Origin of the sequence: Streptomyces viridifaciens (assembly GCF_001888885.2) — a bacterium.
GTDB lineage: Bacteria > Actinomycetota > Actinomycetes > Streptomycetales > Streptomycetaceae > Kitasatospora > Kitasatospora aureofaciens.
In genome coordinates this window covers 1,502,720-1,526,539 of sequence record NZ_CP090840.1, presented here as the reverse complement: position 1 = coordinate 1,526,539, position 23,820 = coordinate 1,502,720, and the positions used below count along the sequence as shown (strand labels likewise).

Below are 23,820 nucleotides of genomic sequence, written 5' to 3'. Positions count from 1 at the left end.
AGCCGGGCCTGGTCCTGGCTGCTGCCCCACGGGTCCTGCTCGGCGTCGCCTGGTCAGATGCTGGCCAGGGACCACCAGTTCTTGGCGTCGTTGCTGTTGGTGTCCAGCACCACGACCTGGTCGGGCAGGTTCTGGTACGGCGTCATGGCCTGTCGCGTGGAGCGGTTGACGATCTTGTACAGGTTGGTGAACACCGAGTGTGCCAGCTCCCACTGGAACTCGAAGCTGTCGTTGCAGCTGGCCTGGGTCACGTACGTCTTGCCGAAGTAGGTGAAGGGGGCGGGCTTGAGGCACTTGCCGGTGGCGTTGTTTCGGATGAGGTAGTAGCCGCCCTGCAGCTCCTCGAGCGTCCACTGGTCGCCGCGGGTGGCGCTGTTCGCGGCGACCATCCAGATGTTGTCGTCGTGGTCGTCGCCGAATCCCCAGGGGAGAAGGTGGCCGCTGGTGGCGGAGTTGACGATGGTGATCGGGCTGATCAGGTCGCCCGGCGCGGCGCTCGCGGGCTCGACCGACATGCCGAGCAGCGCGGTCATCAGGCCGAGCAGGACGGCCAGGCGCGTCACGATGATGCCGTGTCGTGGACGCCCGGCCGCAGCAGGGGCGGGAGTCGTGGGCGTGCCCTGCGCTCCGGCGTGTTCGGGGATGGCGGCGGCGTCGGACGACCCGGCGGCTGTGCTGACGGCGCCCAGGGCGCGGTGGATACGCACGAGAAGACCTCCTGCAATGTACGTGGTCGGGGACAGTGGAAGCCGCCCTGGACAGCCTGGCGGCACTGTCAGCGATCGTTCATGTGCAGTGTGTACTCGGCGCTACCTGAGGGGGATCGTCCCTTCGGGGGGCGTGGGAAGCATTTCCCTGAGCGCGCAATACGAACAACCGGCGGGCGGGCCGATGGTGCGCCCACCAAGCCACAGCGACTGAACCACCGACACGGCAGCACTCCCAGATCCCCGACAGCAGGTCCAGACAACACCACTTCCAGGCCCATTCCACGGCACATCTGGTTGACATGTCGCACCTTCCGGCTCTTCGCGGGGTGGAGCTTCGCGTGGAGCACCCGCGTCCCCTGGCGGCGGTTCCGGAACTTCTACGGCTCGGGCGAGGAGATCGCCGGCCTGCTCGCCATGCTCGCGTCCGGGGACGCCGAAGCCGCTGACAGGGCCCTGCGGCAGCTCTGGGCGAATCTTCACCACCAGGGCGGCACGATCGCGGTGGGAGCACTGGCGGTGCCGTTCCTGCTCCGGATCGCAACGACCGGGCACCCCGGGCTCGGCGCGCAAACGCTTCACCTGGTCGCCGAGATCGGTCGATGCCAGCACATGGGGGACGGATCGCGCGAAGGCCTGCTCCAGGTCGCCCAGGAGCCGCTGAGGGTCGAGGGCAGCACGATGTGCCCGGTGGACTGGACGATCCAGGCCGCCCGTCAAGCGGTCACGGACGACCTGCCACTCCTGCTCCCGCTTCTCGACGACCCCGACCCCGAGGTCCGCTCCACGACCGCCTACGTCCTGGCGACGGCGACCGACGAGATCCCACGCGTCTCCTCGGCCCTGCGCGGCAGGCTGGCAACGAAGACGACGCGGTGGTCCGGGTGAGCCTGATCCTGGCGGCACCGGCCGCCGTCGAAGTTCTCGACGGCGGCCGGTGCCGGATCCCGGCAGGTGGATGTGGCGGTAGGTCAGCCAGCCGAGTATGGGGCGGCGGTGGCATCCGTGCGGCGGCCGAGCTCCAACTCCGGTGACATGCGGCCTCGCTGTTCTCTGGGGGGTTCCGGTGCGACGCGCACCCTCGCCCGAATACACGGGACGGGCGCCGCGAACTGTTGCGTCCAACCGCGGAATCGGTCAAGAAGAGATCCCCTCGGCGTGTCCATGCCGAGCCAGGAGGGCCGGAGAGGTCCATCATGCTGATTTGATCTTCGGGTCGGGTGGCGTAGGAACTCCTGGCCACGGCCTCGGTGGCTCAGCGGGACTCAGGGGAACTCGCGGGATGTCGCACACTCGGTCAGCTCCAGCAGCGAGCCCTTCTTCCCGCCGATCGAGCCCCGGCACGTCCAGCACGGGCGCAGCGCGGCGTTCGCCTCTCAGGTTGCCTTCAGCTGCTCTTCGGCCTCCCGTTCCAGTCGCTCCTCGTATTCCTGATGGCAGTCCAGCAGCGGCCGCCGGGGCGGAGGGTCCACTGGCCGCCGAGCTCGTACTCGTAGGTGCTCTCCTCCTTCGGGACCTGGCCGCAGTCGACGCAAGCGAGGGTCCGCATCCAATCTCGGTGGGCCTGGCAAGACACTGCGGGCGTGGCCGCTGGACTGGCAGCGCCACTACACCGACTGCCTAGACAGCCGGGCGCAGCTCGGTGATCTGCTGCCGGGGATGACGATCCATGGGTTGAACGTAGGGCGGTGGTCGGAGAGGCAGCGTCAGCACATCGTGTGGCAGGGGCTGTTGGACGGGCAGCGCGAGCGCCTGGCCGCGCTCGGCGTCGAACCGCTGGCGGTCCCAGCCGAGGAGGCGGCGCCGAAGAAGAAGGCCGGCGCTGGGAAGCCGAGCGTCTTCGACCGGGGCGTGGCCGCGCTCGCCCAAGTACCGGGAGCGCACCGGATCGGTGACTGTGCCGCGCCAGCACGTCGAGGAGATCCCGGACGGTGACGGCGGCACGGTGGAGGTGAAGCTCGGGTTGTGGATCTCCAACACCAACAGCCGTCGGGCGAAGCTGGCTGGCGAGCAGCTCGACCAGTTCGTGCGCTCGGGCTCGACTGGCGCTGAGACCGGCCGGGCCCAGCGCCCGCCGAGACGCGCTCCAGGCCGTCCCTGCCCGCCTGTGCCCGTCGTGTCCGAGGAACAGCGGCCGGCTTGATAGGGCTCTTTGAATTTCCCGATACTCAGGTATTGGCCAGACCCGCTCGCTTAGTACTCCAGCTGTAGATCTTGACCTTGTGGGTCGAGCGGTCAGGGGCAAGGTGGCACTCCATCACCCCGTGGCAGTCGCAGATTGGTTCAACTGCACTTCTGAGCAGGCATCAGCCATCCGGCTATGCCGTCGTGCGTGGCGCGAGGTGCATTCTGCTGTACGGGTGGATTCGGTACGCCGTCCGACGGGTGGTCAGGTGGTGCTCAGGCTGCTGGGGGTGTTCGCGCGCTGACAGTGGGGCGCGCGGCGGTTGCCGTGACGGGTGGTGCGGACCGGTGGTGACGCCGCGACGGGACGGGTGAGGCCGCGAACCCGAGTGTCGGCGGCGGAAGCCTGCCCGAGCGGAAGGGGACACCGTCCGGCCCCGGAGGAGTGTCATGCGCGGTGTCCGCCCGATCCGATCGCTGCTGGCCACGGCCCTCGCCCTGGTGGGCCTGGCCGTCGTGCCGGCGACCGCTCAGGCCCACGGCTCGCCCCCCGGCCACCATCCGCCGACCCTCGAGCGCGTCTGCCCTCAGCCGTCCGGTCCTCTCCAGGCGGCCTGCACAGCCATGATCCGCACCGACGTGCCGCCCATCGCGTCCCTCCCACCGGGTGCCAACCCGCCCGGCCTCAGCCCGTTTGACATCCGCAGTGCCTACAAGCTGTTCGGCCAGCACGGCAGGGGTCGGACCGTGGCGGTCACCGACGCCTACCACGACCCCAACCTGGAGAGCGATCTGGCGGTCTACCGCCGCCAGTTCCACCTCCCCCCGTGCACCACCGCAAACGGCTGCCTGCGCGTGGTCAACCAGAACGGCGGCAGCACCCTGCCGACCACCGTCGACCCAGGCTGGTCGTTGGAGGAGTCCATCGACGTGGACGCGGTGAGCGCCGCCTGCCCGGACTGCCACATCCTGGTCGTCGAGACCGACAGCGCCGTCCCGGGCGACCTGTTCGCCGGGGTCGACCAGGCCGTCGCCCAAGGCGCGAAGTTCATCTCCAACAGCTGGGACTTGCCCGAGGCCTCGTTCGAAGGCGCCTTCGACTTTCACTTCAATCACCCCGGCGTCGCTTTCACCTTCGCCTCGGGCGACACCGGAGGCGTACCGAAATACCCCGCTTCCTCCCCTTATGTCACTGCGGTAGGCGGTACCACGCTGACACGCGCGCACAACCGTCGCGGCTGGACGGAAAGCGCCTGGGAGGGCACCGGATGCGGCTGCTCTCTCTTCGAACCGAAGCCCGCCTTCCAGCACGACACCATCTGCCCCAACAGCCGCACCACCGTCGACGTCTCCGCGGTCGCCACCAACTTCCCGGTGTACGACACGGTCCCCACTGTCTTCGGCATCGGCTGGCTCACCACCTTCGGCACCAGCATCTCCAGCCCGCTGGTCGCCAGCATGTACGCGCTGGCCGGCAACCCCGCCCCCGGTACGTTCCCCAACTCCTACCCCTACGCCCGCCCGCGGGACTTCTTCGACATCACCACCGGCAGCGCCGGAGCCTTCTCCGCGATGCCGGGATACGACGCCCCCACCGGCATCGGCACCCCCGACGGCGTCGACGGACTGCGAGACCCCCGGCACGAATGGCACGGCGCCACCGGATCGGGAAGCTGAGCCGGAAACGCTCGACGGTGACCGGGGCCGCGCACTCACGCTCCGCTCACCGGCCGGATGAGGCGGGCTGCAGGCGTCAGACACGACGCCTGCAGCCCGCCTCGGCTGCCCGGCCCGCCCTGGCAACGAACACGCCGAGACAGCCGACCGCTCACACGCCCCGGATACCCAGAAGAGCCCTTCCGGCACGCGCAGACTGCCGGCATTCCAGTCGGCGATCGCGGTCTCGCCGGGCGGACGAGTCCGCGGACAAGGACGGCCACCGCCGATCATCGGGTGTCGTGTGGACATCCCGAGCTCAATCGGTGGCCGTGGGCCGCAACGTCGACCTTGCCCGCTGGCAGTCGGTATTCGAGGACCTGATGGCCCAGGTCGCGGGTCGGTTCTCCCGGGTAGAGCCGCGTCGCCGGGCACGGGCCTTCGTACTGGGCCTGCTCGCGGAGCTGCCGAGGAAGAACTGCTGGACGATCGCCGAGCATGCCGGTGATGCGAGTCCGGCCGGCATGCAGCACCTGCTCAGCCGGGCTTCCTGGGACGCCGACCAGGTCCGCGACGACATATGGGACTTCGTCGTCGAGCACCTCGGCGACCAGGGCGCCGTGCTGGTGGTGGACGAGACAGGCGACCTGAAGAAGGGGACCTGCACGGTAGGGGTGCAGCGTCAGTACACGGGCACCGCGGGGCGGATCGAGAACTCCCAGGTCGCCGTCTACCTCGTTTACGCTGCTGCGGCCGGGCGCGCCGCCATCGACCGCCGCCTCTACATCCCACGCTCCTGGACGGAAGACCCCAGCCGGTGCCGGGCGGCGGGCATCCCCGAGGAGGTGGGTTCGCGACCAAGCCCGCCCTGGCCACCGAGATGATCGGCCATGTCCTGGACGCCGGCGTCCCGGCCGCGTGGGTCACCGGCGACGAGGTCTACGGCGGCGACCCGCGTCTGAGTGCCGAGCTGGAGAGGCGTCAGATCGGTTACGTCCTGGCCGTCTCGCGCAAGCGGGCGATCGCCACCCGGGCGGGCGTCTTCCGGGCTGGCGTGCTGGCCCACGGCCTGCCGAAGAGGGCCTGGCAGCGTCTGTCAGCGGGAGCTGGCGCCAAGGGCCACCGCATGTACGACTGGGCCCAGGTCGACATCGACAGCCAGCCCAGCAGCACAGGCCATCGATGGTTGCTCATCCGACGCAACCGACGCACCGGTGAGCTGGCCTTCTACCGCGGCTATTCGCCCCGCCCGGTCGCGCTGACCATGCTGGTCGAGGTGGCTGGGCGCCGCTGGACCGTGGAGGAGGCCTTCCAGGCTGCCAAGGGCCTGGCGGGGCTGGACGAGCACCAGGTTCGCCGGTGGACCTCCTGGCACCGCTGGACCACCATGGCCATGCTCGCGCACGCCTTCCTCGCGGTCACGGCCGCCATCGAACGAGCTGGCGCGACGACACCATCGGACCTCGTCCCGCTGACATGCAGCGAGATCCAGCGGCTCTTTGCAGCGTTCGTCGCCCAGCCTGTCCTCGACCTGGTGCACCGACTGCGCTGGTCGGAATGGCGCCGACGACATCAGGCCCGTGCCCGCACCAGCCACTACCGGCGCCAGGCCGCGTAACAACCGTGATCAAGATCTACAGCTGGAGTATTAGTTCCTCACGCTGCCGAGCCCCTGTCGAGTACGGCTTCGCGCACCTGAAGACTGGCGCGTCCTCGCCAAACTCCGCACGGGCCCCGCCCGCGCCACCAACCTGCTCCGCGCCCTGCTCGTCCTGACGAACCTCGAACTCGACCGCTGACAAACCATCAAGACCGAAGAGAGCCGCCCGCGACCAGCACGAGCCCCCACGAGTCCCGCCACGCCAGCAGCCGCACCAGCGGAAACCAAGATGGTGGATCTCCAGTGAAGATCCGACTGGACCTCGGTCAGTCGATGCCTTCGACGATGCGGAAGTCGCGCTCGACGCCGTCGGAGAGCGCGGCCAGCGCCTCCTGGTAGGCCGCACTCTCGCGTGCCGCGACGGCCTGCTCGAAGCTGTCGAACTCGATCAGGATGGTGCGCTCGGCGATTCCGGCGTCGCGTGCGACGACCCGACCGTCACGGGCGAGGAGCCGCCCGCCCCCAGCCCGGACGGCCGGACCGGCCAGCTTGTTGTAGGCAGCCAGCTTCTCAGGGTCTGAAATGGTGCGGTAGACGCTGACCCAGTAGCCCTTGGGCATGGAACCTCCAGTGTTGGGATGAGTACATCTGACTTACGGGTGGGTCTCGGACGAGCGTCGGCGGGCGAGGGGGAGGCTTGTCAGCGTCGTGATCGCCATGGCGCCGACGCCGACCAGCGCCGCGGTGGTGTAGGCGCTGTCGTCGGGGAAGAGGTGGCCGGGGCCGGTGCCCGCGGCGAGGATCAGGCCGCCGATGGCGCTGCCCAGACAGTACCCGACGCTGCGGACGACGTAGTTGAAGCTCATGGCGCTCGACGTCTCGCTCATGGGGGTGACGGTCCTGATGACGCCGGGCATCGCGGACGAGAAGCCGCCGACGCCGAAGCCGAGCACGCCCATCGCCGCGAAGAGTTCGGCCAGCTCAGACCGGGCCGCCGCGAACAGGGCGAACCCGCCGCCGACCACGATGGCGCTGGCGGCCAGGAGCAGGGGGTCGGCGATCCGCGTCCGGACCCGCGGCGTGAGCTTGCCGGCAACGAACCCCAGGACCGAGAACGGGTGAGGACCAGCCCGGCGACGAAGATCGTCAGCCCGAAGCCGTAGCCGGCGTCGTGCGGCGTCTGTGCGTACCGGGTGATGAGGGTGAGCAGAAGGTACATGCCGCTCCCGCCGACGAACATGGCGAGGTTCGCTCCGGCGACCGCCGGGGGTCACGGAGGTGATGCCGGGCGGCCCCACGTAGGTGAAGGTGGAGTGACCGTAGGAGTTGCTCCGCGTGACGACGGTGACCGGCACGGGGCCGGCTGTGTGCGTGGGCGGCACCGTCACGGTGACCTTGTCGTCCAGGACGGACGATGGGGTGACAGCGACGGTGCCAAAGCGCACCGATGTGTGGTGATCAGGCCCCGGCCGGTCACGGTCAGGGTGCCGCCCCCGCTCAGCGGACCCGAGGTCGGGCTGATCCCGGCCAGCACCGAGTCCGGGAGGTAGTAGAAGCGGCCTACGGTCCGGGTGGTGAGCTGCCCGGGGGTGGCGTCGATCTCGACGTCGGTGACGAGGTTCGGCGAGACGGCCAGGACCTCCTGGTCGTTGAGGACCGTGAAGGAGGCGGCCGGCTGGCATCCGAAGCGGACGGCGGTGGTGTCGCCCAGCCCTTCCCCGATGATGTTCACCGCCGTCCCACCCGACAGGGGCCCCACGTCCGGGTACGCACCGGGCGGCGTGGGCAGCACGCGCACCGTCTCGTTGCCGTTGTTGACCACGTAGACGTCGAGGTCGTCCGGGGTGACCACCAGCCAGGACGGCGCATGGAAGCCCGGCGCCGTATCAATGATCTCGTTCCTGACGAGGTCGATGGTGGAGACGCTGTCGTCGCCGTTGCACGCCACGTACGCGAGCAGCCCGTCGTGGCTGACCGCCACGCCGAAGGGAATGGACAGCCCCGTGACCGTGTGCACGACGGTGTGCGTGGCGGTGTCGATGACGTCCAGTCTGTTGCCGCCGTACTCCGTCACGTAGACGCGTTGTCCGTCGGGTGAGGGCGTCACTGCTCGAGGGAAGAGGAACCCGGGGAGAGTCGCGATGACGGTGAGGGTGGCGGTGTTGATGACCGTGACCGCGTTCGCGCCTTCCTCGGTGACGTAGAGCTGCGTCCCGTCGGGTGTGACCGCCACATTGCGCGGACCGGTGCCCACCGGTACCGAGGTGATGAGCGTGTTGGTGGCCGTGCTGATCACATCTACCCGGTTCCCGCCCTGGCTGGCCACATAGAGCCGGGAGCCGTCGGGTGACACCGTAAGACCGAGGGGCTTGTCCAGCCCTGGGACGCTGGCGGCGACCCGGTTGGTGGTGGTGTCGATGACCGCTACCGTGTCGGACCCGAAACCGGCCACATAGGCGCGCAGCCCGTCCGGGGCGACCGTGACGCCCCACGGCCCGCTGGTCACACCGATCGTGGCGATGACACTCCGGGTGGTCGTATCGATCACGCTGACGCTGCTGCTCCCGAAGTTGGTCACGTAGACGTGCCGACCGTCCGGGGTGATCGCCGCCACGATGGGGGCGTGCCCCACCGGTATCTCATCCGTCAACAGCGGCTCATTCGCCTCCATGACAACCCCCCGGCTCCGGGGCGCCGCCCGTACGGGTGGCCGAGGCATTGGTGAAATCGGTGCAGCGGACGGGGATCGAAGTGCCTCCCGCTGGAGCGCGTTGGATGGTGTTGCTGACGCTGATCACTACCGGAACCATGACTCTCTCTCCCCCCGAACTTTCTGCCCCCTGGTCGCGACGACCTGGTGTCGGAGATCGCCGCGAACGAGGCCAGGACGCCGCAGGTCACCGCGTCGGTGTAGGTGAGGTTGCCGCCGCACAGCACGACCGCCTCGCCGCCGAGATCAGAGCCGTGGGAGGGGGTGAGGCTGGTCAGGACGGGGGCGATGAGGCCTTTTCCTTCTCCTGATGCCTGGGAGACGGTGTGCCCTGGCCGGTGGGTGTCGGCCCAGGCACCGGGGCGTCGCCGCCCGCCACGCGCCGCGTTCGGGCGGGCGGGCGGGCGGCGACTCGGTAGCCGTGCGGTCCGTGCCCGGCCTTCCCTGACGGTCAGACGATCGTGAAGGGCTCGGCGTTGGAGTTGCCGCCGCAGGTGTGGACCGTGATACTTCCGGCCCCGGTGGCGAGTCCGCCGGGCACGGTGGCGACGAGCTGGGTGTCACTGATGGGGGTGAAAACCGCGGTGGCGGTGGCGGCGGCGCTGTCGGTGAAGGTGACGGTGTCGACGTTGACGAAACCGGTGCCGTTGACGGTGATTTGGTCCCCCGCAGTGCCCGATGCGGGCAGCACCGAGGTGATGGTCGGCGCGAGGTAGTAGTCGATCTGGGTGCTGCCCGAGGTGCTGGTGCCGCCGGCGGTGGTGATGGTCACCGGCTGGGTCGAGACCGTGGTGACCTGGCCCGGGTTGGCCGGCGCGGTGAAGGTGACCTGGCTCGACTGGGTGGGGGCGACCGCCACGGTACCGACGGTGCCCACCGCGACGTGCGTGCCGGTGAGGAAGTTGGTGCCGAACAGCGTGACCGCACCGCCGGTGGCGGCCGGCAGGCAGGTGACGTTCGTCCCCGTGGTCGTCGGTGTGGCGATGACGAAGAACGGCAGCGCGTTGCTGGTGGTGCCGCTGCTGCTGGTGACACTGACCGAGACCTGGCCGGAGCACGGCGCCGAGCTGGGCACCACGAAGGTGACCTGGGTGGCGGTGACAGTCGTCGGAGTGACCGTCGCCGCACCGAAGTTCACCCTCGTCGTGGTGGACAGAGAGGTGCCGTTGATCTGGACGGTGTCCCCGGCCTTGCCCTGGTTGGTGGTGGTCGTCGTGTCCACCAGCGAAGTGATGGTTGCCATGATCTTTCTCCTTCGAACGTGCCTGCCGCCCTGCCGGGAGTGAGCAGGAGCAGGCGGATGGATGACGCGGCCAAGCAGCCGCATGGGCAGCCCCGGTGGGCGCAGTGGGGCGGGAGGACATGTGAAGGCCGTTGCCTCAGGGCGCCTGGGCGGGTGGTCTTGTGTGAAGCGACGAGACGCCACCTCACGGGGCGCCGTCAACCTCGCTCAACTTCGTGGTTGCGGCGCGGTCGGAGCAGGCACGGGCGCGTTCGCTCACTGCGCCAGGAACCGTTTCCGGCAGGAAAGTTGAATGCCCTGGGTTTTCAGCATGGGGCGGTCAAAGGGGTGGTGGCGGCGCAGTTGTTCGGGGCGTTGCCGGCCACGATGCTGGCGAGCAGCGTGATGGAACCCGCGTTCCGGTAGATGACGCCGCCGTTGACGCTGGCGGTGTTACCGGTGACGCTGCTGGCGGTCATCGTCAGCGCGGTATCGGTGTAGATGCCGCCGCCGTACGAAGCGTGGCTGACCCGGACGGCGCCCGCGGTGATGGTCACCGACCCGCCGAGGTTGGCGATGCCGCCGCCCACGCCGAGGGCGGCGTCACCGTTGCTGACCGTGACCGTGCCCAAGGTGAGCGGCCCGTGGGCAAGCGGGAATTCCTAGGGCCTGTCCACTGGATGTAGGTGCAAAACGGCGCAAGGATCAGGTCACCGCCCCCGCGGCGTTGGCTTCGTCGACGGCATTGACCAATGCCGTCTCGCTGCACGGCACGACCCCCACTTGCGCCGAACCCACGGCATCTGCGGGTGCTGCCGCAGCGGTGAGCAAGAGCCTGCCGACCGCGCCGGACCCGGCTGGTAATCGAAATATGTTGATGGCTCGCACAACGCCCCCCTTGGACGTATGAGCCACCCTCATCAGCCGATGCGCCGCGAGAGCGCGTCGGCCGACGGCTTCCTCCGGTGGGTGCCCTCGCGAACCCGCGCCAGTATGCGCAGGCAGATGCCAGCTGCGTTCCCCAGCGGAGGGATGGGCAGCCCACCTGGTCGGATACCACAAGTAAGCCATCAGGGCTGCGTACGAACAAGAGCTTTGACCGTTCGCCACCCATTCAGCGGAGCGCACGCGAGTCTTCGGGGCGCACGGGCCCCACGCCGGAGGCCGTCCCGGGTGAGCTGGGGACTGGGTGCTTGTGTACTGATCGCCTGTGCCGGTCGTTGTACCGGGCATGACGGTTGCGGAACGGAACTGGTGGACGCTGGCGCGGGTGCGCTTCCTGGAGAAAGTCGATGTCGGAGCGGTGCATCCACGGCGCCGGCGGGTCTTCCGACTGGGGGAAGAGGAGGTGATGGTCCAATGGGGCCTCGCCGGACGGCGGGTGGACCGGGGCACCTGGTGGACCAGCACGGACATCAACGGTGCGTACATCGTGATGTCCACCTCGGTCGAGGTCCTCGAAGTACTCGAGGAACAGCCGCCCACCAGCTGGTGAACCGGCGGCCGCCGCAAGGCCCCCCGGCATCCGGGGAGCACTCCGCGGCGAGGGGTGTTCGATGCGGCGCTGTAGCCGTCGGCGAGGCGGGCGGCAGATTTCGGTATGGCAGGCGGGCCGAGAGCACCGGGGCAGTCGCGTTCGGGTCTGCCGGGGTCGTGGTCGCCGGCCGGCGGTGCTGTTGTTGACGGCGGGCGCGCATCCCCAGGCCTGGATTGCGCGCCCGCGCGGACTACGGAACCGGGGGGGCGCCGTAGCCACTCGACCACCGTAGCCAACCGCAGCTATTCCAGGACGAGCGAGGCGTCGCGGCTCATCATGGGTAGAACACCTCGATTTGATCAGGGCGTGCCTACCGGGTCGACGACCGAATGCGTCCAAGAAGTGCGACGGAAGGTGCAGACGGCCGGGCCCGGGATCTTCCGTGTTTCTCTGTTCGCCGGAGAGACGATCTCCTCGCTCGTTGGCCGGGTCGCCGCCCTCTACGGCCTGGGCGACGCCGATGCCGGCTTCTCGTAGCCGCACGGCCCGCTGCGACACACGTGGCATCCCATCGACTCGCTACCTCGAAGTGATCGGATCAGGGCATTTAATGATGTTTTGTCCTGATTTTTTTGTCAGGCGCCCTGTCGTGCCCGCGCCTTGTAGCGTGAGGGGCGCAGGGCGCTTCGCTGTGAGGAGAGGTGAACCCGCGGATGAGCGCTCGTACTCGCGGACAAGACGATCTGCCGTGGTACCAGGTCAGCCGTCACCGGCCCGTGGCCGTGTTCAACAGGGCCCCGGCCGGTGGGACGACCCCGGTCCGTACCGCCGTCGCGTCCGACCCGGTCGGCTCGGGTGGACGACATGGGGAGCGCGGGGTGGGGGCGGTATCGATGGGGAGCGCGCTGCTGTCCGGCATGGCGCTGCTGGCGGCCACGGCTCCACCGGTGGCCGCCGCGCCGGTGGGGGCCGTGCCGGTGCGGGTGCAGCGGGCTGATCCGTCGCAGACCTTCACCTTCACCGGCGCTTCGCAGACCTTGACGGTCCCGGCGGGGGCGGTGGTGACGATCACCGCGGACGGCGCCGGTGGCGCCGACAACACCGGCACCGCCTGTACCGTCACGGGGACGGGCGGGACGGGGGCGCAGGTGGTGACCACCCTGCCGCAAACCGTCGCCCCTACGACGTTCACCATCGATGTCGGCGGTACCGGCGGCAAAGGCTGCAACGGCACCGGGACGGGGGGTGCCGGGGGGTTCAACGGCGGCGCCCCGGGTGGGGGCGGCGCGGGCAGTGGTGCCCATTTCGAAGGTCCGGGTGGGGGCGGAGCTTCCAGCGTCAGCGCGGGCGGCTCCTTGCTGGTGGTCGCCGGGGGCGGCGGTGCCGCCGGCGGCACCGGAGCCGGCTCTGCGGGAGGGAACGGGGGCAACGGCGGAACAGCGGATGGCACCGGCGGTACCGCGGGAAGTGCCACCGGCCCTGGGGCTTCGCCGGGGCAGGGCGGGGGTGGTGGCAGCACCACCACCAGCACCGGTGGCGCCGGCGGGGCCGCCGGCACCGCTGCATTCTGTGCGGCCACGCATGGCGGGCCGGGAGGCGGGTTCACCGGTGCCGCGGTCGGCACCGGCGGCACCGGCGGCACCTTCGACGGCGGCTGCACCTCCACTACCGGTGCCGGTGGGGGCGGTGGGGGCGGATACTTCGCCGGCGGGGGCGGCGGCAGCGCCACCGTCAACAACATGGGCACCTCGGCGGGCGGGGGTGGAGGTGGTGGGGGCAGCAGCTTCGCCACCCCCACGGGTCTCCCCACGTCCTACGCGCCGTCGACGATCGGGACAGCGAACCACAACGGCCAGGTGACCATCTCCTACACGGTCCCGTCCTTGACCATCACCAAGACCCACACCAGGCACTTCACCCAGGGGCGGGACGGCACCTACACCATCACCGTCGGCAACGCCGCCGGAGCCGCCCCGACCGACGGCACCACGGTCACCGTGTACGACACCCTCCCCGACGGGCTCAGAGCCGACAGCATCAGCGGCACGGGATGGAACTGCACCCTGAACAACCTCACCTGCACCCGCAGCGACGTCCTTGCCGCCGGAAGCAGCTACCCGCCCATCACCCTGGAGGTCGACGTCTCCTGCAGCGCCCGCGACCAGGTGACGAACACCGTCACCGCCATCGGCGGCGGCGACACCGTCAGCCACATCGCCTCCGACCCCACCAGGATCAAGCGCCACGAGCACCACGAGCGCTGCGAGCGCCACGAGCACTGGTAGACCGACCGACCCGGAGCCACGGCGGGGCCGTCCGCACGACGGCCCCGTAGGAAGCTGCCCACCGTATCGCGCCGGTCGGCGCGATACGGGGAGGTCTCCGCAGTCTTCTTCGCGGGCGCCGCCTTCTTCGCCGCGGGCTGCTTCGCGGGTGCCGGCAGTCCGGCCAGGGCCTGCAGCCACGGCGTAGAACTGCGCGGCGTTGGCCGCAGACTGCTCGTGGGTGAGGGTGGTGTCGAAGACCCGGTCGACGCGGGTGCGGAAGCGGTCCTTCAAGTCCTCGGGCAGGCCGAGGAGTTCGGCGATGAGCCGGATCGACAGCGGGTCAACCGACCCAATGAGGCCGGTCGATCCGACGCCATGTCGGGTTGGCCTGCCTGATTGCGTTGCGGGACGCTTTCGGGCCCTCTGTGTGGTCACAGAGGGCACGATGCGGTCTCCCTGGTCAAGCAAAGTTTCGGGGTAGGGGTGGATCAGTTGCCCGGCGTGATGGTGGGCAGGTAGCCCTTGGGGTCCAGTCGCGGGGTTGCGGAGCGTGTTGCGGCTGCAGGGTCGGCGGGCAACTTGGGCAATCTGGAAGAAGTGGAGAGGGACTGGGCGGCGACGCCGCAGATGCGGCGAGTGCGGCTGCGTTCGATGGCCTCGTGGCTCTTGAGGTAGCCGTTGAAGTGGTCGACGCGGTGGCGCAGGCGGAAATAGTGGTTGGACTCAAGCAAGCCGTCCGTGGTCGAGTGCCTGCCAGAAGTGGATGTCGGCCTCGCGGGCGAAGGTGAGGAACTCACGGCGGCAGACCTGAGGCGCTGGCGTACATCTCCCCTGTCCGCAGCTCGGCGGTCAACTTCTACGAGAAAGATCACCGTCAACTGTGAACGCAGGCTCGCCTGGCTCGACGATCGCGGGCACCGGCCGCTGCGCAGGCGCGGTACCGATGCCCGGCCACGGTCGACATCCGGCAGCCCCAGTACGGTCGTTCCCGTCGGCCTGGAGGGATGGGGCTGCATCGTGCGCTGAACGCTGCCGGGCATCTCACGTCCCTCCCAGCCCGGCGGCGCGCGTTGCGCCAAGTGGGTGATTGACAGTCATATACCTTGTTTCAACGGTTGCTTGGATGACTCACTTGTGGTGTCCGATCAGGGGGCTGCCCATCCCTCCGTTGGGGAAGGCAGCCCATCGGTATGTGGTGGTGTGTGCCTGTCACAGGCCCGCGAGGGCCCCCATCGGAGGAGACTGTCGGCCGACGCGCTGTCCCAGCGCACGGGCTGACGAGGGTGGCTCAGGCGTCCGGGGAGGCGTTCTTGCGAGCCATCAACATACTTCGAGTGCTGTTCGGGACCGGCGCTGTTGGCGCGCTCATCCTCACCGCCCCGGCGGCACACGCGCAGACCGCCCGTGCGGCGTACACGGTGATCGTGCCGTGCAGCGAAACCGCGTTGGTCAGCGCCGTCAACGCGGCCAACGCCGCCGGGGGCGGTGCCCTGATCCTGGCACCCTTTTGCACGTATTCCCTCACCAGCGCCCACAGTTCGGGTGGGGCCGGCGGACCGGCGGGGCTGCCGACCATCACCACGCCGGTCACAATGACCGGGCTGGCCACCCAGATCACCCGCGCGCCCGGTGCGGCCGCGTTTCGCATCATCGAGGTGGACGGGCCCTCGCATCTGCCCGCCGACAACGGCCAGCTCGCCTTGACCGCGGTCGCCATCAGCAACGGTGACGCCGGTTTCGGGGTGGGCGGCGGCATCGCCAACCTCGGCGGGTCGGTCGTCCTGATCGGCGGGGGTGTCAGCAACAGCCGTGCCTCGTTCGGCGGCGGCATCTACACCGACACCGCGCTGACGATGACCACCAGCAGCGTCACCGGCAACACCGCCACGGTCGACGGCGGCGGCATCTACCAGAACGCCGGCTCCGTCGCGCTGGTGGGCACCAACGCCTCCGGCAACACCCCGGACAACTGCGCCGCAACCCCGCCCCTGACCGCGCCCTGCTGAAGCCCGACGGCGGCGCCCCGGGACACTCCCACCCACCCCCCCACCCACCCGGGCGGCAGTCAGGTCGACGGCGCGGTGGAACCACGCCGCCCGCACCACATTCCCGTGCCCGCCCCCTCTGGGCCAGCGACTTCCGGCAGCACTGCGAGCCCTGCCCCGTGACTGCCGGAACCCGATCGTGCCCTGTGCGACGGACCGTCGATTCGCCGGCTCCGGCGCACTGGGCAGCAGTGTCATCCACAACAGCACAGGAGATCAGTCATGGCACCCGTCATCACCTCCATCTCGCCCACCTCGGGCCACTCCGGCCAGACGATGACCATCACCGGCACCGGTCTGGGGAGCCTGAGCACCACCAAGGTGAACATCGGCACCAAGACGGTCACGCCCACCACGGCCAGCAACATCTCCGTCACCTTCGCCATCCCGTCGGGGTGCAGCGGCCAGGCCAACGTCACCGCGACCGTCTCCGGGGTCAACAGCAACAGCAGCGCCTTCTTCTACGTCGCCGCCCCGACGGTCACGTCGCTGAACCCCAGCACCGGCCCCGCCGCGCCCGGCGCCATCGACGTCTTCGGCACCGGTTTCGCGACCGCGACCTCGGTCGCCTTCGACGCGATCGGCACCGCCGTCCCCACCGTCCTGTCGGACAGCCACCTGAGCGTCACCCCTCCGGCCCACGGCGCCTTCACTGGCTGCACCGACGCGGCCGACGTGATCGTCAGCAGCAGCGGCGGCACCAGCTCCCCGATCGGCGCGGCGGGTCAGTTCATCTACTACGCACTGCCGACGGTCACCAGCGTGACGCCCAACACGGGGCCAGCGGGCACCACCGGCGTCATCGTCACCGGCACCTGCTTCGTCGACGTCAGCTCCGTGACGTTCACCCCGGTCGGCGGTGGCGCGTCCACCCCGGCCGACAACGTCAGCCTCATCGGTGTGGGCAGCCTGACCCTCGACGTGCCCACCCTCGCCGCGGGCACCTACGACATCCAGGTCACCAACCCCGGCGGCACCAGCGCGGCCGTCGCCGCCGACCACTTCACCGTCGTCTAAGCCCCAGGCGAGGCACGGGCACCGAACAGCGGGCAGCACAGTCGCCCCCTACCCGCGGCCCGTCGACTCGGACCCGACGGGCCGCGACCACGGACCCCATGCGCCCTGGCCGCCCACAGCGGCCAGGGCACCCCACCAGCCACGCAAAGGAGCACCCGATGGCTCCGGTCATCAGCAGCATCAACCCCAACCACGGGCCGCCCACGGGGGGCACGGCCGTCACGATCACAGGCAGCGGCTTCACCGGCGCGACCTTGGTGAAGTTCGGAACCGTGCCGGTGTCGTCATTCACGCTGGTCAGCGACAGCCAGATCACCACCACCGCCCCCGCAGGCACCGGTTCGGCCGCCGTCACCGTCACCACGCCACTCGGCGGCACGAGCAACGGCGTCACCTATACCTACGGCACCGTGCCGGTGATCACCAGCCTGACCCCGACCTCCGGCACCGCCGGCACCTCAGTGATCATCAGCGGCTCCGGGTTCACCGGCGCGTCCTCGGTGCACTTCGGAACCGCCTCGGCGACATTCACGGTGCTCAGCGACGGGCAGATCCAGGCCACAGCTCCCGCAGGCTCCGGAACGGTCCAGGTCACGGTCACCACACCGGCGGGCACCAGCAACAGTGCGGCCTTCACCTACACCGTCCTGCCGGTGATCACCAGCCTGACCCCGACCTCCGGCACCGCCGGCACCTCAGTGGTCATCAGCGGCTCCGGGTTCACCGGCGCGTCATCGGTGCACTTCGGAACCGCCTCGGCGACATTCACGGTGCTCAGCGACGGGCAGATCCAGGCCACAGCTCCCGCAGGCTCCGGAACGGTCCAGGTCACGGTCACCACACCGGCGGGCACCAGCAACAGTGCGGCCTTCACCTACACCGTCCTGCCGGTGATCACCAGCCTGACCCCGACCTCCGGCACCGCCGGCACCTCAGTGGTCATCAGCGGCTCCGGGTTCACCGGCGCGTCATCGGTGCACTTCGGAACCGCCTCGGCGACATTCACGGTGCTCAGCGACGGGCAGATCCAGGCCACAGCTCCCGCAGGCTCCGGAACGGTCCAGGTCACGGTCACCACACCGGCGGGCACCAGCAACAGTGCGGCCTTCACCTACACCGTCCTGCCGGTGATCACCAGCCTGACCCCGAACCAGGGGCCGACCAGCGGCGGGAACACCGTCACCATCTCCGGCACCAACCTGTCGGGTGCGACCTCGGTGCTGTTCGGCACCCATGCCGCGACGATCACTGCCAACACCGCCACCCAGATCACCGTCACCGCCCCCGCGGGAGCGGCGCAGTCGGTCAACGTCACGGTCACCACCTCGGCGGGCACCAGCAATCCGCTGCCGTACTTCTACGTCGCGGCCCCCGCCATCACCGGCCTGATTCCGACCATGGGACCGAGCGGCGGCGGGAACACCGTCACCATCTTCGGCTCCGGCCTGGCCCTCACCAGCGCCGTGCATTTCGGCGCCGCCGCGGCCACCAACATCACCGTGATCTCCGACAGTCAGATCACAGTCACCGCGCCCGTCGGCACGGGGACCGTCCTGGTCACGGCCACCACACCAGGCGGCACCAGCACCGTCGGGCTGGGCAACGCCTACTACACCTATGTCGCACCACCGGTCATCACCTCCCTCAGCCCCGCCCAGGGTTCGGTGTCCGGCGGGGACGACGTCCTGATCAGGGGAAGCAACCTCACCTACACCGACGCCGTGTTCTTCGGCACCGCCCCGGCGTCCTTCGCCGCGGTCTCCGACACCATGGTCGTCACCACCTCACCGCCCGGTACCGTCGGCCCGGTCACCGTCACCGTCCACTCCCCGGGCGGCACCAGCAACGGCGCCACCTTCCAGTACCAGCCGTAGCGCATCCCGAACGCCAGCGTCCACATCAAAGGAGGCGTCGTAAACATTGATGAGCGGTGGACGGGACGAGACGATCAGCTGCGGGTCCTCCGGTGACGGGCACGGCGGTCGCCCGGGGTGAAGTCGATGTCGGGGCGGTGCATCCACGGCGCCGGCGGGTCTTCTGACTGGGGGGAAGAGGAGGTGATGTTCCAGGGGCCTCGCCGGACGGCGGGTGGACCGGAGCACCTGGTGGACGAGCATGGACGTCAACGGCGCGTACATCGTGATGGCCCTCTCGGTCGAGGTCCTCGAAGTACTGGAAGAGCAGCCGCCCACCAGCTGGTGAACCTGCGGCCGCCGCAAAGCCCCCGGCATCCCGGGAGCGCTTTGCGGCGAGGTTCCGTGCGGTGGTGCGTCGGCGAGGCGGGCGGCGGATTCCGGTGCGGCGGGCGCGCCGCCCTTCGACATCGTCGGTGTGGACGCCTACGGCGATGCCAGTGACGCTTTCCGTCAGTGTCTGCGTGAGTATTTCCGGCACGGCAAGCCCCTGGCTGCGACCGAATTCGGTTGCTGCACCTACCAGGGTGCCGCCGCACGCGGCGGCACGGGCTGGGCCATCGTCGACCACGACGCGGACCCGCACCGCCTCGACAGCGACTACGTCAGTGATGAGGACGAACAAGCCCGCTACCTCCGGCAGCAGGTGGACGTATTCCATGAGGAAGGCGTGGACACGGCGTTCTGGTTCACCTTCGCCGGCTATGGGTATTCGCACCACGAGGACCAGCGCCTTGACTTCGACATGGCCCCTACGGAGTATGCAAGGTCATGTCCGACGGTAGCCTCGCACCGAAGCGGGCCTTCCAGGCCATGGCACAGGCATACCAATCAGCGACGTCAGCGTTGCCTCTCAAGGGTGAGGACAGCCCTGGCCATTGACGACGTGCTGGGCCGCAGCGGGAGCGGAGGAGATGCGCCACGCCTTCAGCCGGGCAACCCGCGTCGGGAAGGAGCATCTCCTCCTGTCGACGATCAGGATCCGGCCGGCCATCGGGGTCGCGGCCGGCGGCGGCGCCGGTAGTAGCCGTATGTCTGCAGCAGCAGGGGCCCCATAGGGCGAACAGACCGCTGACCGTCATCGCCGGCTTGTCCCAGCCCGGTCGGTACGGGAAGCCGTCCAGACCATCCAGGTGGAAGGCGGTCAGCAGCCACTGCACCGTCAGGGCTGTGAGAGTCAGCGCACCGAGCGCGGCCGGCACGATGACGGCGAGAGGCGGGATGCGCCGGCCCCCCAGCCTGGGAATCCATTCCGGGACGACCTCTCCCCACCAGCGCACCAAGCCGAAGCAGAGCAGCCCCAGCGACTCGGTCAGAATGCTGAGGCCGATGACATACGAGGCGTTCCAGGCCGCCGGGGGCATGGGGGAGCCGCCCAGGACGGAGCCCCCGGTTGCGCAGAGCACGGGCTGGGGCGACAGTGCTGGAAACCGCGGACTACGGAGAAGGACTCGGCCATGCCCCTCACCCTTCAACAGCTCATCAGTCAGCTGACGGACACTCAGAAGCAGTACGGTCCGAACACCACGTAGTCCGTCCGCAGAAAAGCGCCAGCCGGCGTGGGCCCCGATTCTGGATCGGTCCCACGCGCGACGGCCCGTCGCCGGTGGGGGCTATGTCCGGGACGGCTGGGCCCACGCGCGGCGGCCGGTCATGACGGGCGGACTCAGACGAGCTTCCACTCCTGGTAGGGCAGGTCGTTGGAGCAGCCCTGCTGGACCACGTAGATCCCGTCGCCGAGGATCCCCTGCGGGACCGTCAGGCACTTGCCGCTGTGGCGGGCGACCAGGCTGAAGTAGCCATCGGGCCGCTGGACGAGCTTCCATTGCTGCTGGGTTGTCTGGTAGCTGGTGTCGCAGGTCTGCTGGACGACCGACGCCCCGTCGGCGGTGGACCCGCCCTGGACCTCCAGGCACTTGCCGCTGTGCTGGGCGCGGACGGTGTAGTAGTTGTCCGCGAGGAATCCGGCCCCGAGGTCGCTGTTGTAGGCGGCGACGAAGTTCCACGTCTGGTTGTCAGGCGCGTCGTAGCAGTGCCACTGCTGGACGGGCTGCCCGTCGGCCTGGCTCGCGAACGGGACGTCCAGGCACTTGCCGCTGTGGTTGGCCATCAGCTTCGCCCTGAACAACGGGGCGACGCTCGCCGCTGCCGGCGTGGAGCCGGCGGCCAGCATCGTCGCGCTGACCGCCAGGGCGCACAGGCCGATGGCACGGACGCGTCGGGTTGCCTTCATGGAGATCTCCCTTGGCCGAGGCCGCCCGTCCGGACTGGGCGGCGCATCTCATGTGCATGCGAAGGACGCTGTCGAGGTGCTGACCGGCGTGGCGGAACGGAGGCCCCGTGTCTCCCTCCCGCCACCGATCCACGGCCCGCGCCCCCGGTGTCCGATGACACGGGAGAGCACGGCCGCAGGAGAGGCGTCCGACATCAGGGTCCGCGATCGTTCCTGCACGCACGAGAGCGTGGAACGCGGCTCGCGAAGTGCACCAGGTTGCGACGCGCCCAGCCCGCGCCCAGCCCACGCGCGGCCCGCGCAAAGACCGAGGCATAGGCCGATGGCATGCTCCCGTACGCCCCACCCAGCCCGGATTCGGGCGACAGCGCGCAGCGAGACGGGACAAGGCCTGCCCGTCCCGGAGACCGCCCAGAAGCCGGAGATCAAGAGGCCAGCAGGGCACCCAGCAGCCTGCGCAGGTCGCCCTGCTGAGGGCCGTCCGGCCACAGCTCCGGGTCGAGAATCCGTTCCCTCCTCAACGCCACCAAGGCCGCGTACACCCGATCAGCGCTCACCGGGTCCTCGCTCATAATGCTCACGCACCCAGCCTCGTCGCCCAACCGCGCCAGTACACGCACCCGCGCCCGTCCCACTGCGCACCGGGCCGAGCTTTCCGGTGAAGTCCGCGTCATCGCCCGCGGTCGGCTCCGCCACATCGACGGCCCCGCCGAGGAGCAGCCGGCCGTCTGAGCCCGGCCGGTCACGGGTCCGGCCCGGTGATGTCCGGGGGCGGCGGTAGGCTGCCGAGGCCCCGAGAAGGCACAGGAGGCCGCCACCCGCGGGTGGCGGCCTTCCGGCGTCTCAGACAGGGACGGCAACGACCGTGTCAGACGCGGGGACGTCGCTGGTTCAGGTCCGGGCTAGAGGCCGGTTCTCCATGATGCGGCAGGTTCGCGAACTGGCCCCCGGCGGGTCAGCCGTCCAGCTTCGCGTACAGGCCACGGCCCGGGCGCTGAGCCCGGCCGGCCTTGGCCAGGCGCTCCAGCATGGTGCGCACCGCGTTCACGTTGTCCGCCGACTCCTCGATCCCCAGCCGGGCAATCACCTCCCGGGCGCGCAGCGGTTCCTGGGCGACGGCCAGCACGCTCAGTACACCCTCGGAGGTGGCGCCGGTCGTTCGCCGCCTGGGCGCGGGCGCAGCCTTTTCGCTCTTCTGTGGTGCCTGCTCGGCGCCGGTCTGCACCGGCGCGGTGGTCTGGGCCGCGGCCGTCTTCTTCGCCGGCGTGCGCGGTCGCGCGCCCTCGGTGGTCTTCTTCGCCGCGGCCTTCTTCGCGGGTGCCGCCTTCTTCACCGTGGTCTTCTTGGCCGGGGTTTTCTTGGCGGTGGTCTTCTTCGCCGTCTTGGTGGCCGTGTCCGTGCGCGTGGTGGCCTTCTTGGCCGGCGCCCGGCTCCGGTCCGGCGCTGACTGGGCTTCGGCCGGGGGCTGCTGCGGCCGGTCCTCGGTGATGGCGTCCGCCGTCGCCGGGGTGCTGCCCGCCGGTGTGGTGTCCTGCGAGGTCGGCGGTCCGGCCAGGGCCCGCAGGCTCTCGATGGCTCCGCGTACGGCGTTCTCGCGCGCCACGGCGGCGGTCAGCTCGTCCTCAATGCGCCGCCGCCGGGCCTCGATGCTTGGAAGTTCCGCCTCCAGCTGGGCGATGGTGTCAGTGAAACGGCTTTCTGCCACGGTTCCTCGTCTCGTCCGCCCACGCGATTTTCCGCAGGGACTGTGCGATCTTTACCCCGTTCCCGTGTCCGCCAACAAGAACCGCGCCGACAGTTGGCTCCGCCGTCACGGCCACTTTCTGCGGGCCCCTGCGCCCGGCCGCCCGGTGCGGGTGCGGACAAGCTGGCGGTGCGGCACGGCGCGAACATCTGCTCGCCGTCGGGCGGATCCACGCTGCCTTCGTCGCCGAGTCCCGCGTCCACGACGAGGCATGCGGCCCGCTCCACCTCGTCAACACTCGCCAGTTGCCCACTGCTGCGAGGGTGCACCGGTCTGCCGCCCACCTCGCCTGCACCGCAGGCCACGGGGGCGGGCGGGCGACCGGATCGTGGAACTGCTCCGCGAGGACCGCGCCGAGGATCCGGCGCGGTCCCGCGTGGTGGTCACCGCCGACCGCGAACTGCGCACCTGGGTGGGCGCGTTGGGTGCGGCCGTCACCGGCCCCCGGAGCGTCCGGGGCTGAGCCCGGGGCCCGGGATCGGGGTCAGTGGGTAGGGCGGATCTGGAGGGCGTTGATGCCCCAGTGGATCGACGGGTCCGAGGTGTGCACGGTGAACTGGAAGTCCCGGCCGGGACGGGTGGGGATGTCCACCGAGCCGACGCCGACGGAGTCCACCGGGCACTGCACCGTGAAGTAGGCCGGAGCCAGACCGCCGACGTGCACCTGCACCGAACCGCCGCCCTGACAGCCGACCGTGACGGCGATCGGCAGCGTCTCGATCACCGAGGCCGTCACCGCGCTGCCGTTCCCGATCCAGTCGGGGATCGAGAACATCGTGTCCTCGTCCGGGGCCGGCGGCAGGATCTGTCCGGTCCCCGGATGACCGAAGGGCTCGTCCGAGGCCGCTGGCGGGGCGTCGGGCTGCGCCGATGCCGTCCCGGCGAACGCCAGCGTCACTCCCAGCATTCCGGCCGCTGCGGTGATCGTGCGTGTCTTCGTCCGCTTCATCGTGGTCCCCCCTGCTGCGTTCACGTGTCGCACCGATGTTCGGCACACGAAGTTGATCGTAGTGCCGCCCCAACGCCTTCGCCCTGATTCTCGGTGAGACAGAGAAGTTCTCGGATGAGCGGTGGGAGGAGAAGGAACGGGACTGGCGGCCGGACT

At 69.7% G+C, this 23,820-nt stretch carries 20 protein-coding genes and 5 pseudogenes; 11 read left to right on the top strand and 14 right to left on the bottom strand.

Annotated features, from left to right (window positions below; translation table 11 throughout):
- Positions 1–53: 53 nt before the first annotated feature.
- A complete protein-coding gene (locus BOQ63_RS06475; protein ID WP_072653658.1) occupies positions 54–707 on the bottom strand; it encodes an RICIN domain-containing protein in 654 nt (217 codons plus the stop codon).
- A 297-nt stretch (positions 708–1,004) separates the two neighbouring features.
- Here BOQ63_RS06475 and BOQ63_RS06470 point away from each other — a divergent pair, with 297 nt between their 5' ends.
- The gene (locus BOQ63_RS06470) at positions 1,005–1,595 is read left to right on the top strand and encodes a hypothetical protein (protein WP_223886190.1); all 591 of its coding nucleotides are present in this window, start codon (positions 1,005–1,007) and stop codon (positions 1,593–1,595) included.
- Positions 1,596–2,094: 499 nt separating this feature from the next.
- Here BOQ63_RS06470 and BOQ63_RS06465 read toward each other — a convergent pair whose 3' ends face one another.
- Positions 2,095–2,256, bottom strand: coding sequence for a hypothetical protein (locus BOQ63_RS06465; RefSeq protein WP_157846648.1), 162 nt, complete (start codon positions 2,254–2,256; stop codon positions 2,095–2,097).
- A 125-nt stretch (positions 2,257–2,381) separates the two neighbouring features.
- On the opposite strand from BOQ63_RS06465, the gene BOQ63_RS06460 reads away from it, so the two are divergent.
- From BOQ63_RS06460 to BOQ63_RS06445, 4 genes and pseudogenes are all read left to right on the top strand, one after another.
- Positions 2,382–2,642 (top strand): helicase associated domain-containing protein, encoded by a 261-nt coding sequence (locus tag BOQ63_RS06460; protein ID WP_191093634.1) that lies wholly within the window; start codon positions 2,382–2,384, stop codon positions 2,640–2,642.
- 639 nt (positions 2,643–3,281) lie between these two features.
- The gene (locus tag BOQ63_RS06455; protein WP_072653656.1) at positions 3,282–4,508 is read left to right on the top strand and encodes a S53 family peptidase; all 1,227 of its coding nucleotides are present in this window, start codon (positions 3,282–3,284) and stop codon (positions 4,506–4,508) included.
- Positions 4,509–4,870: 362 nt separating this feature from the next.
- Positions 4,871–6,105 (top strand): annotated as a pseudogene (locus BOQ63_RS06450) (IS701 family transposase).
- 47 nt (positions 6,106–6,152) lie between these two features.
- Positions 6,153–6,286: pseudogene (locus tag BOQ63_RS06445) on the top strand (IS5/IS1182 family transposase); the annotation flags it as partial.
- Positions 6,287–6,413: 127 nt separating this feature from the next.
- Here BOQ63_RS06445 and BOQ63_RS06440 read toward each other — a convergent pair.
- From BOQ63_RS06440 to BOQ63_RS06415, 6 genes and pseudogenes are all read right to left on the bottom strand, one after another.
- Positions 6,414–6,707 carry a DUF1330 domain-containing protein gene (locus BOQ63_RS06440; protein WP_072653655.1) on the bottom strand — a complete coding sequence of 98 codons (294 nt, stop codon included), beginning with the start codon at positions 6,705–6,707 and terminating at the stop codon, positions 6,414–6,416.
- Positions 6,708–6,740: 33 nt separating this feature from the next.
- Positions 6,741–7,354, bottom strand: a pseudogene (locus BOQ63_RS06435) (MFS transporter); the annotation flags it as partial.
- Positions 7,355–7,445: 91 nt separating this feature from the next.
- Positions 7,446–7,493 (bottom strand): annotated as a pseudogene (locus tag BOQ63_RS06430) (hypothetical protein); the annotation flags it as partial.
- On the bottom strand, positions 7,472–8,737 hold the full coding sequence (locus tag BOQ63_RS06425) for a YVTN family beta-propeller repeat protein (RefSeq protein ID WP_167395665.1): 1,266 nt from the start codon (positions 8,735–8,737) through the stop codon (positions 7,472–7,474). The gene BOQ63_RS06425 and the pseudogene BOQ63_RS06430, both read right to left, overlap by 22 nt.
- 511 nt (positions 8,738–9,248) lie before the next feature.
- Positions 9,249–10,040, bottom strand: a complete 792-nt coding sequence (locus BOQ63_RS06420; protein WP_050366225.1) for an IPT/TIG domain-containing protein — start codon at positions 10,038–10,040, stop codon at positions 9,249–9,251.
- A gap of 305 nt (positions 10,041–10,345) precedes the next feature.
- Entirely contained in the window at positions 10,346–10,651 is a 306-nt protein-coding gene (locus BOQ63_RS06415) for a hypothetical protein (protein ID WP_072653653.1), read from the bottom strand.
- Between the two features lie 599 nt (positions 10,652–11,250).
- On the opposite strand from BOQ63_RS06415, the gene BOQ63_RS06410 reads away from it, so the two are divergent.
- Positions 11,251–11,514, top strand: coding sequence for a hypothetical protein (locus tag BOQ63_RS06410; RefSeq protein WP_143174654.1), 264 nt, complete (start codon positions 11,251–11,253; stop codon positions 11,512–11,514).
- A gap of 860 nt (positions 11,515–12,374) precedes the next feature.
- Positions 12,375–13,781 carry a DUF11 domain-containing protein gene (locus tag BOQ63_RS06405; protein ID WP_143174653.1) on the top strand — a complete coding sequence of 469 codons (1,407 nt, stop codon included), beginning with the start codon at positions 12,375–12,377 and terminating at the stop codon, positions 13,779–13,781.
- A gap of 470 nt (positions 13,782–14,251) precedes the next feature.
- Here the strand turns inward: BOQ63_RS06405 and BOQ63_RS06400 are convergent, their stop codons facing one another.
- The gene (locus BOQ63_RS06400) at positions 14,252–14,494 is read right to left on the bottom strand and encodes a hypothetical protein (protein ID WP_143174652.1); all 243 of its coding nucleotides are present in this window, start codon (positions 14,492–14,494) and stop codon (positions 14,252–14,254) included.
- A gap of 579 nt (positions 14,495–15,073) precedes the next feature.
- Here BOQ63_RS06400 and BOQ63_RS06395 point away from each other — a divergent pair.
- The 3 genes from BOQ63_RS06395 (at position 15,074) to BOQ63_RS06385 (ending at position 18,699) form a co-directional block, all read left to right on the top strand.
- Positions 15,074–15,769, top strand: coding sequence for a hypothetical protein (locus BOQ63_RS06395; RefSeq protein WP_167395664.1), 696 nt, complete (start codon positions 15,074–15,076; stop codon positions 15,767–15,769).
- 261 nt (positions 15,770–16,030) lie between these two features.
- Positions 16,031–16,825 (top strand): IPT/TIG domain-containing protein, encoded by a 795-nt coding sequence (locus BOQ63_RS06390; protein ID WP_072653651.1) that lies wholly within the window; start codon positions 16,031–16,033, stop codon positions 16,823–16,825.
- A gap of 158 nt (positions 16,826–16,983) precedes the next feature.
- Positions 16,984–18,699, top strand: a complete 1,716-nt coding sequence (locus tag BOQ63_RS06385; RefSeq protein ID WP_150476323.1) for a beta strand repeat-containing protein — start codon at positions 16,984–16,986, stop codon at positions 18,697–18,699.
- An 879-nt stretch (positions 18,700–19,578) separates the two neighbouring features.
- Here the strand turns inward: BOQ63_RS06385 and BOQ63_RS06380 are convergent.
- The 4 genes and pseudogenes from BOQ63_RS06380 to BOQ63_RS06365 form a co-directional block, all read right to left on the bottom strand.
- A pseudogene (locus BOQ63_RS06380) lies at positions 19,579–19,681 on the bottom strand (IS5/IS1182 family transposase); the annotation flags it as partial.
- A 723-nt stretch (positions 19,682–20,404) separates the two neighbouring features.
- Positions 20,405–20,971, bottom strand: a complete 567-nt coding sequence (locus tag BOQ63_RS06375) for an RICIN domain-containing protein (RefSeq protein WP_050366127.1) — start codon at positions 20,969–20,971, stop codon at positions 20,405–20,407.
- 425 nt (positions 20,972–21,396) lie between these two features.
- Positions 21,397–21,552, bottom strand: coding sequence for a hypothetical protein (locus BOQ63_RS06370; protein WP_157846645.1), 156 nt, complete (start codon positions 21,550–21,552; stop codon positions 21,397–21,399).
- A 374-nt stretch (positions 21,553–21,926) separates the two neighbouring features.
- The gene (locus BOQ63_RS06365; RefSeq protein ID WP_072653647.1) at positions 21,927–22,676 is read right to left on the bottom strand and encodes a hypothetical protein; all 750 of its coding nucleotides are present in this window, start codon (positions 22,674–22,676) and stop codon (positions 21,927–21,929) included.
- 367 nt (positions 22,677–23,043) lie between these two features.
- Here BOQ63_RS06365 and BOQ63_RS06360 point away from each other — a divergent pair, with 367 nt between their 5' ends.
- Positions 23,044–23,178, top strand: coding sequence for a hypothetical protein (locus BOQ63_RS06360; RefSeq protein ID WP_435820466.1), 135 nt, complete (start codon positions 23,044–23,046; stop codon positions 23,176–23,178).
- A 21-nt stretch (positions 23,179–23,199) separates the two neighbouring features.
- Here BOQ63_RS06360 and BOQ63_RS06355 read toward each other — a convergent pair whose 3' ends face one another.
- Positions 23,200–23,664, bottom strand: a complete 465-nt coding sequence (locus BOQ63_RS06355) for a hypothetical protein (RefSeq protein WP_143174649.1) — start codon at positions 23,662–23,664, stop codon at positions 23,200–23,202.
- Positions 23,665–23,820 lie beyond the last annotated feature (156 nt).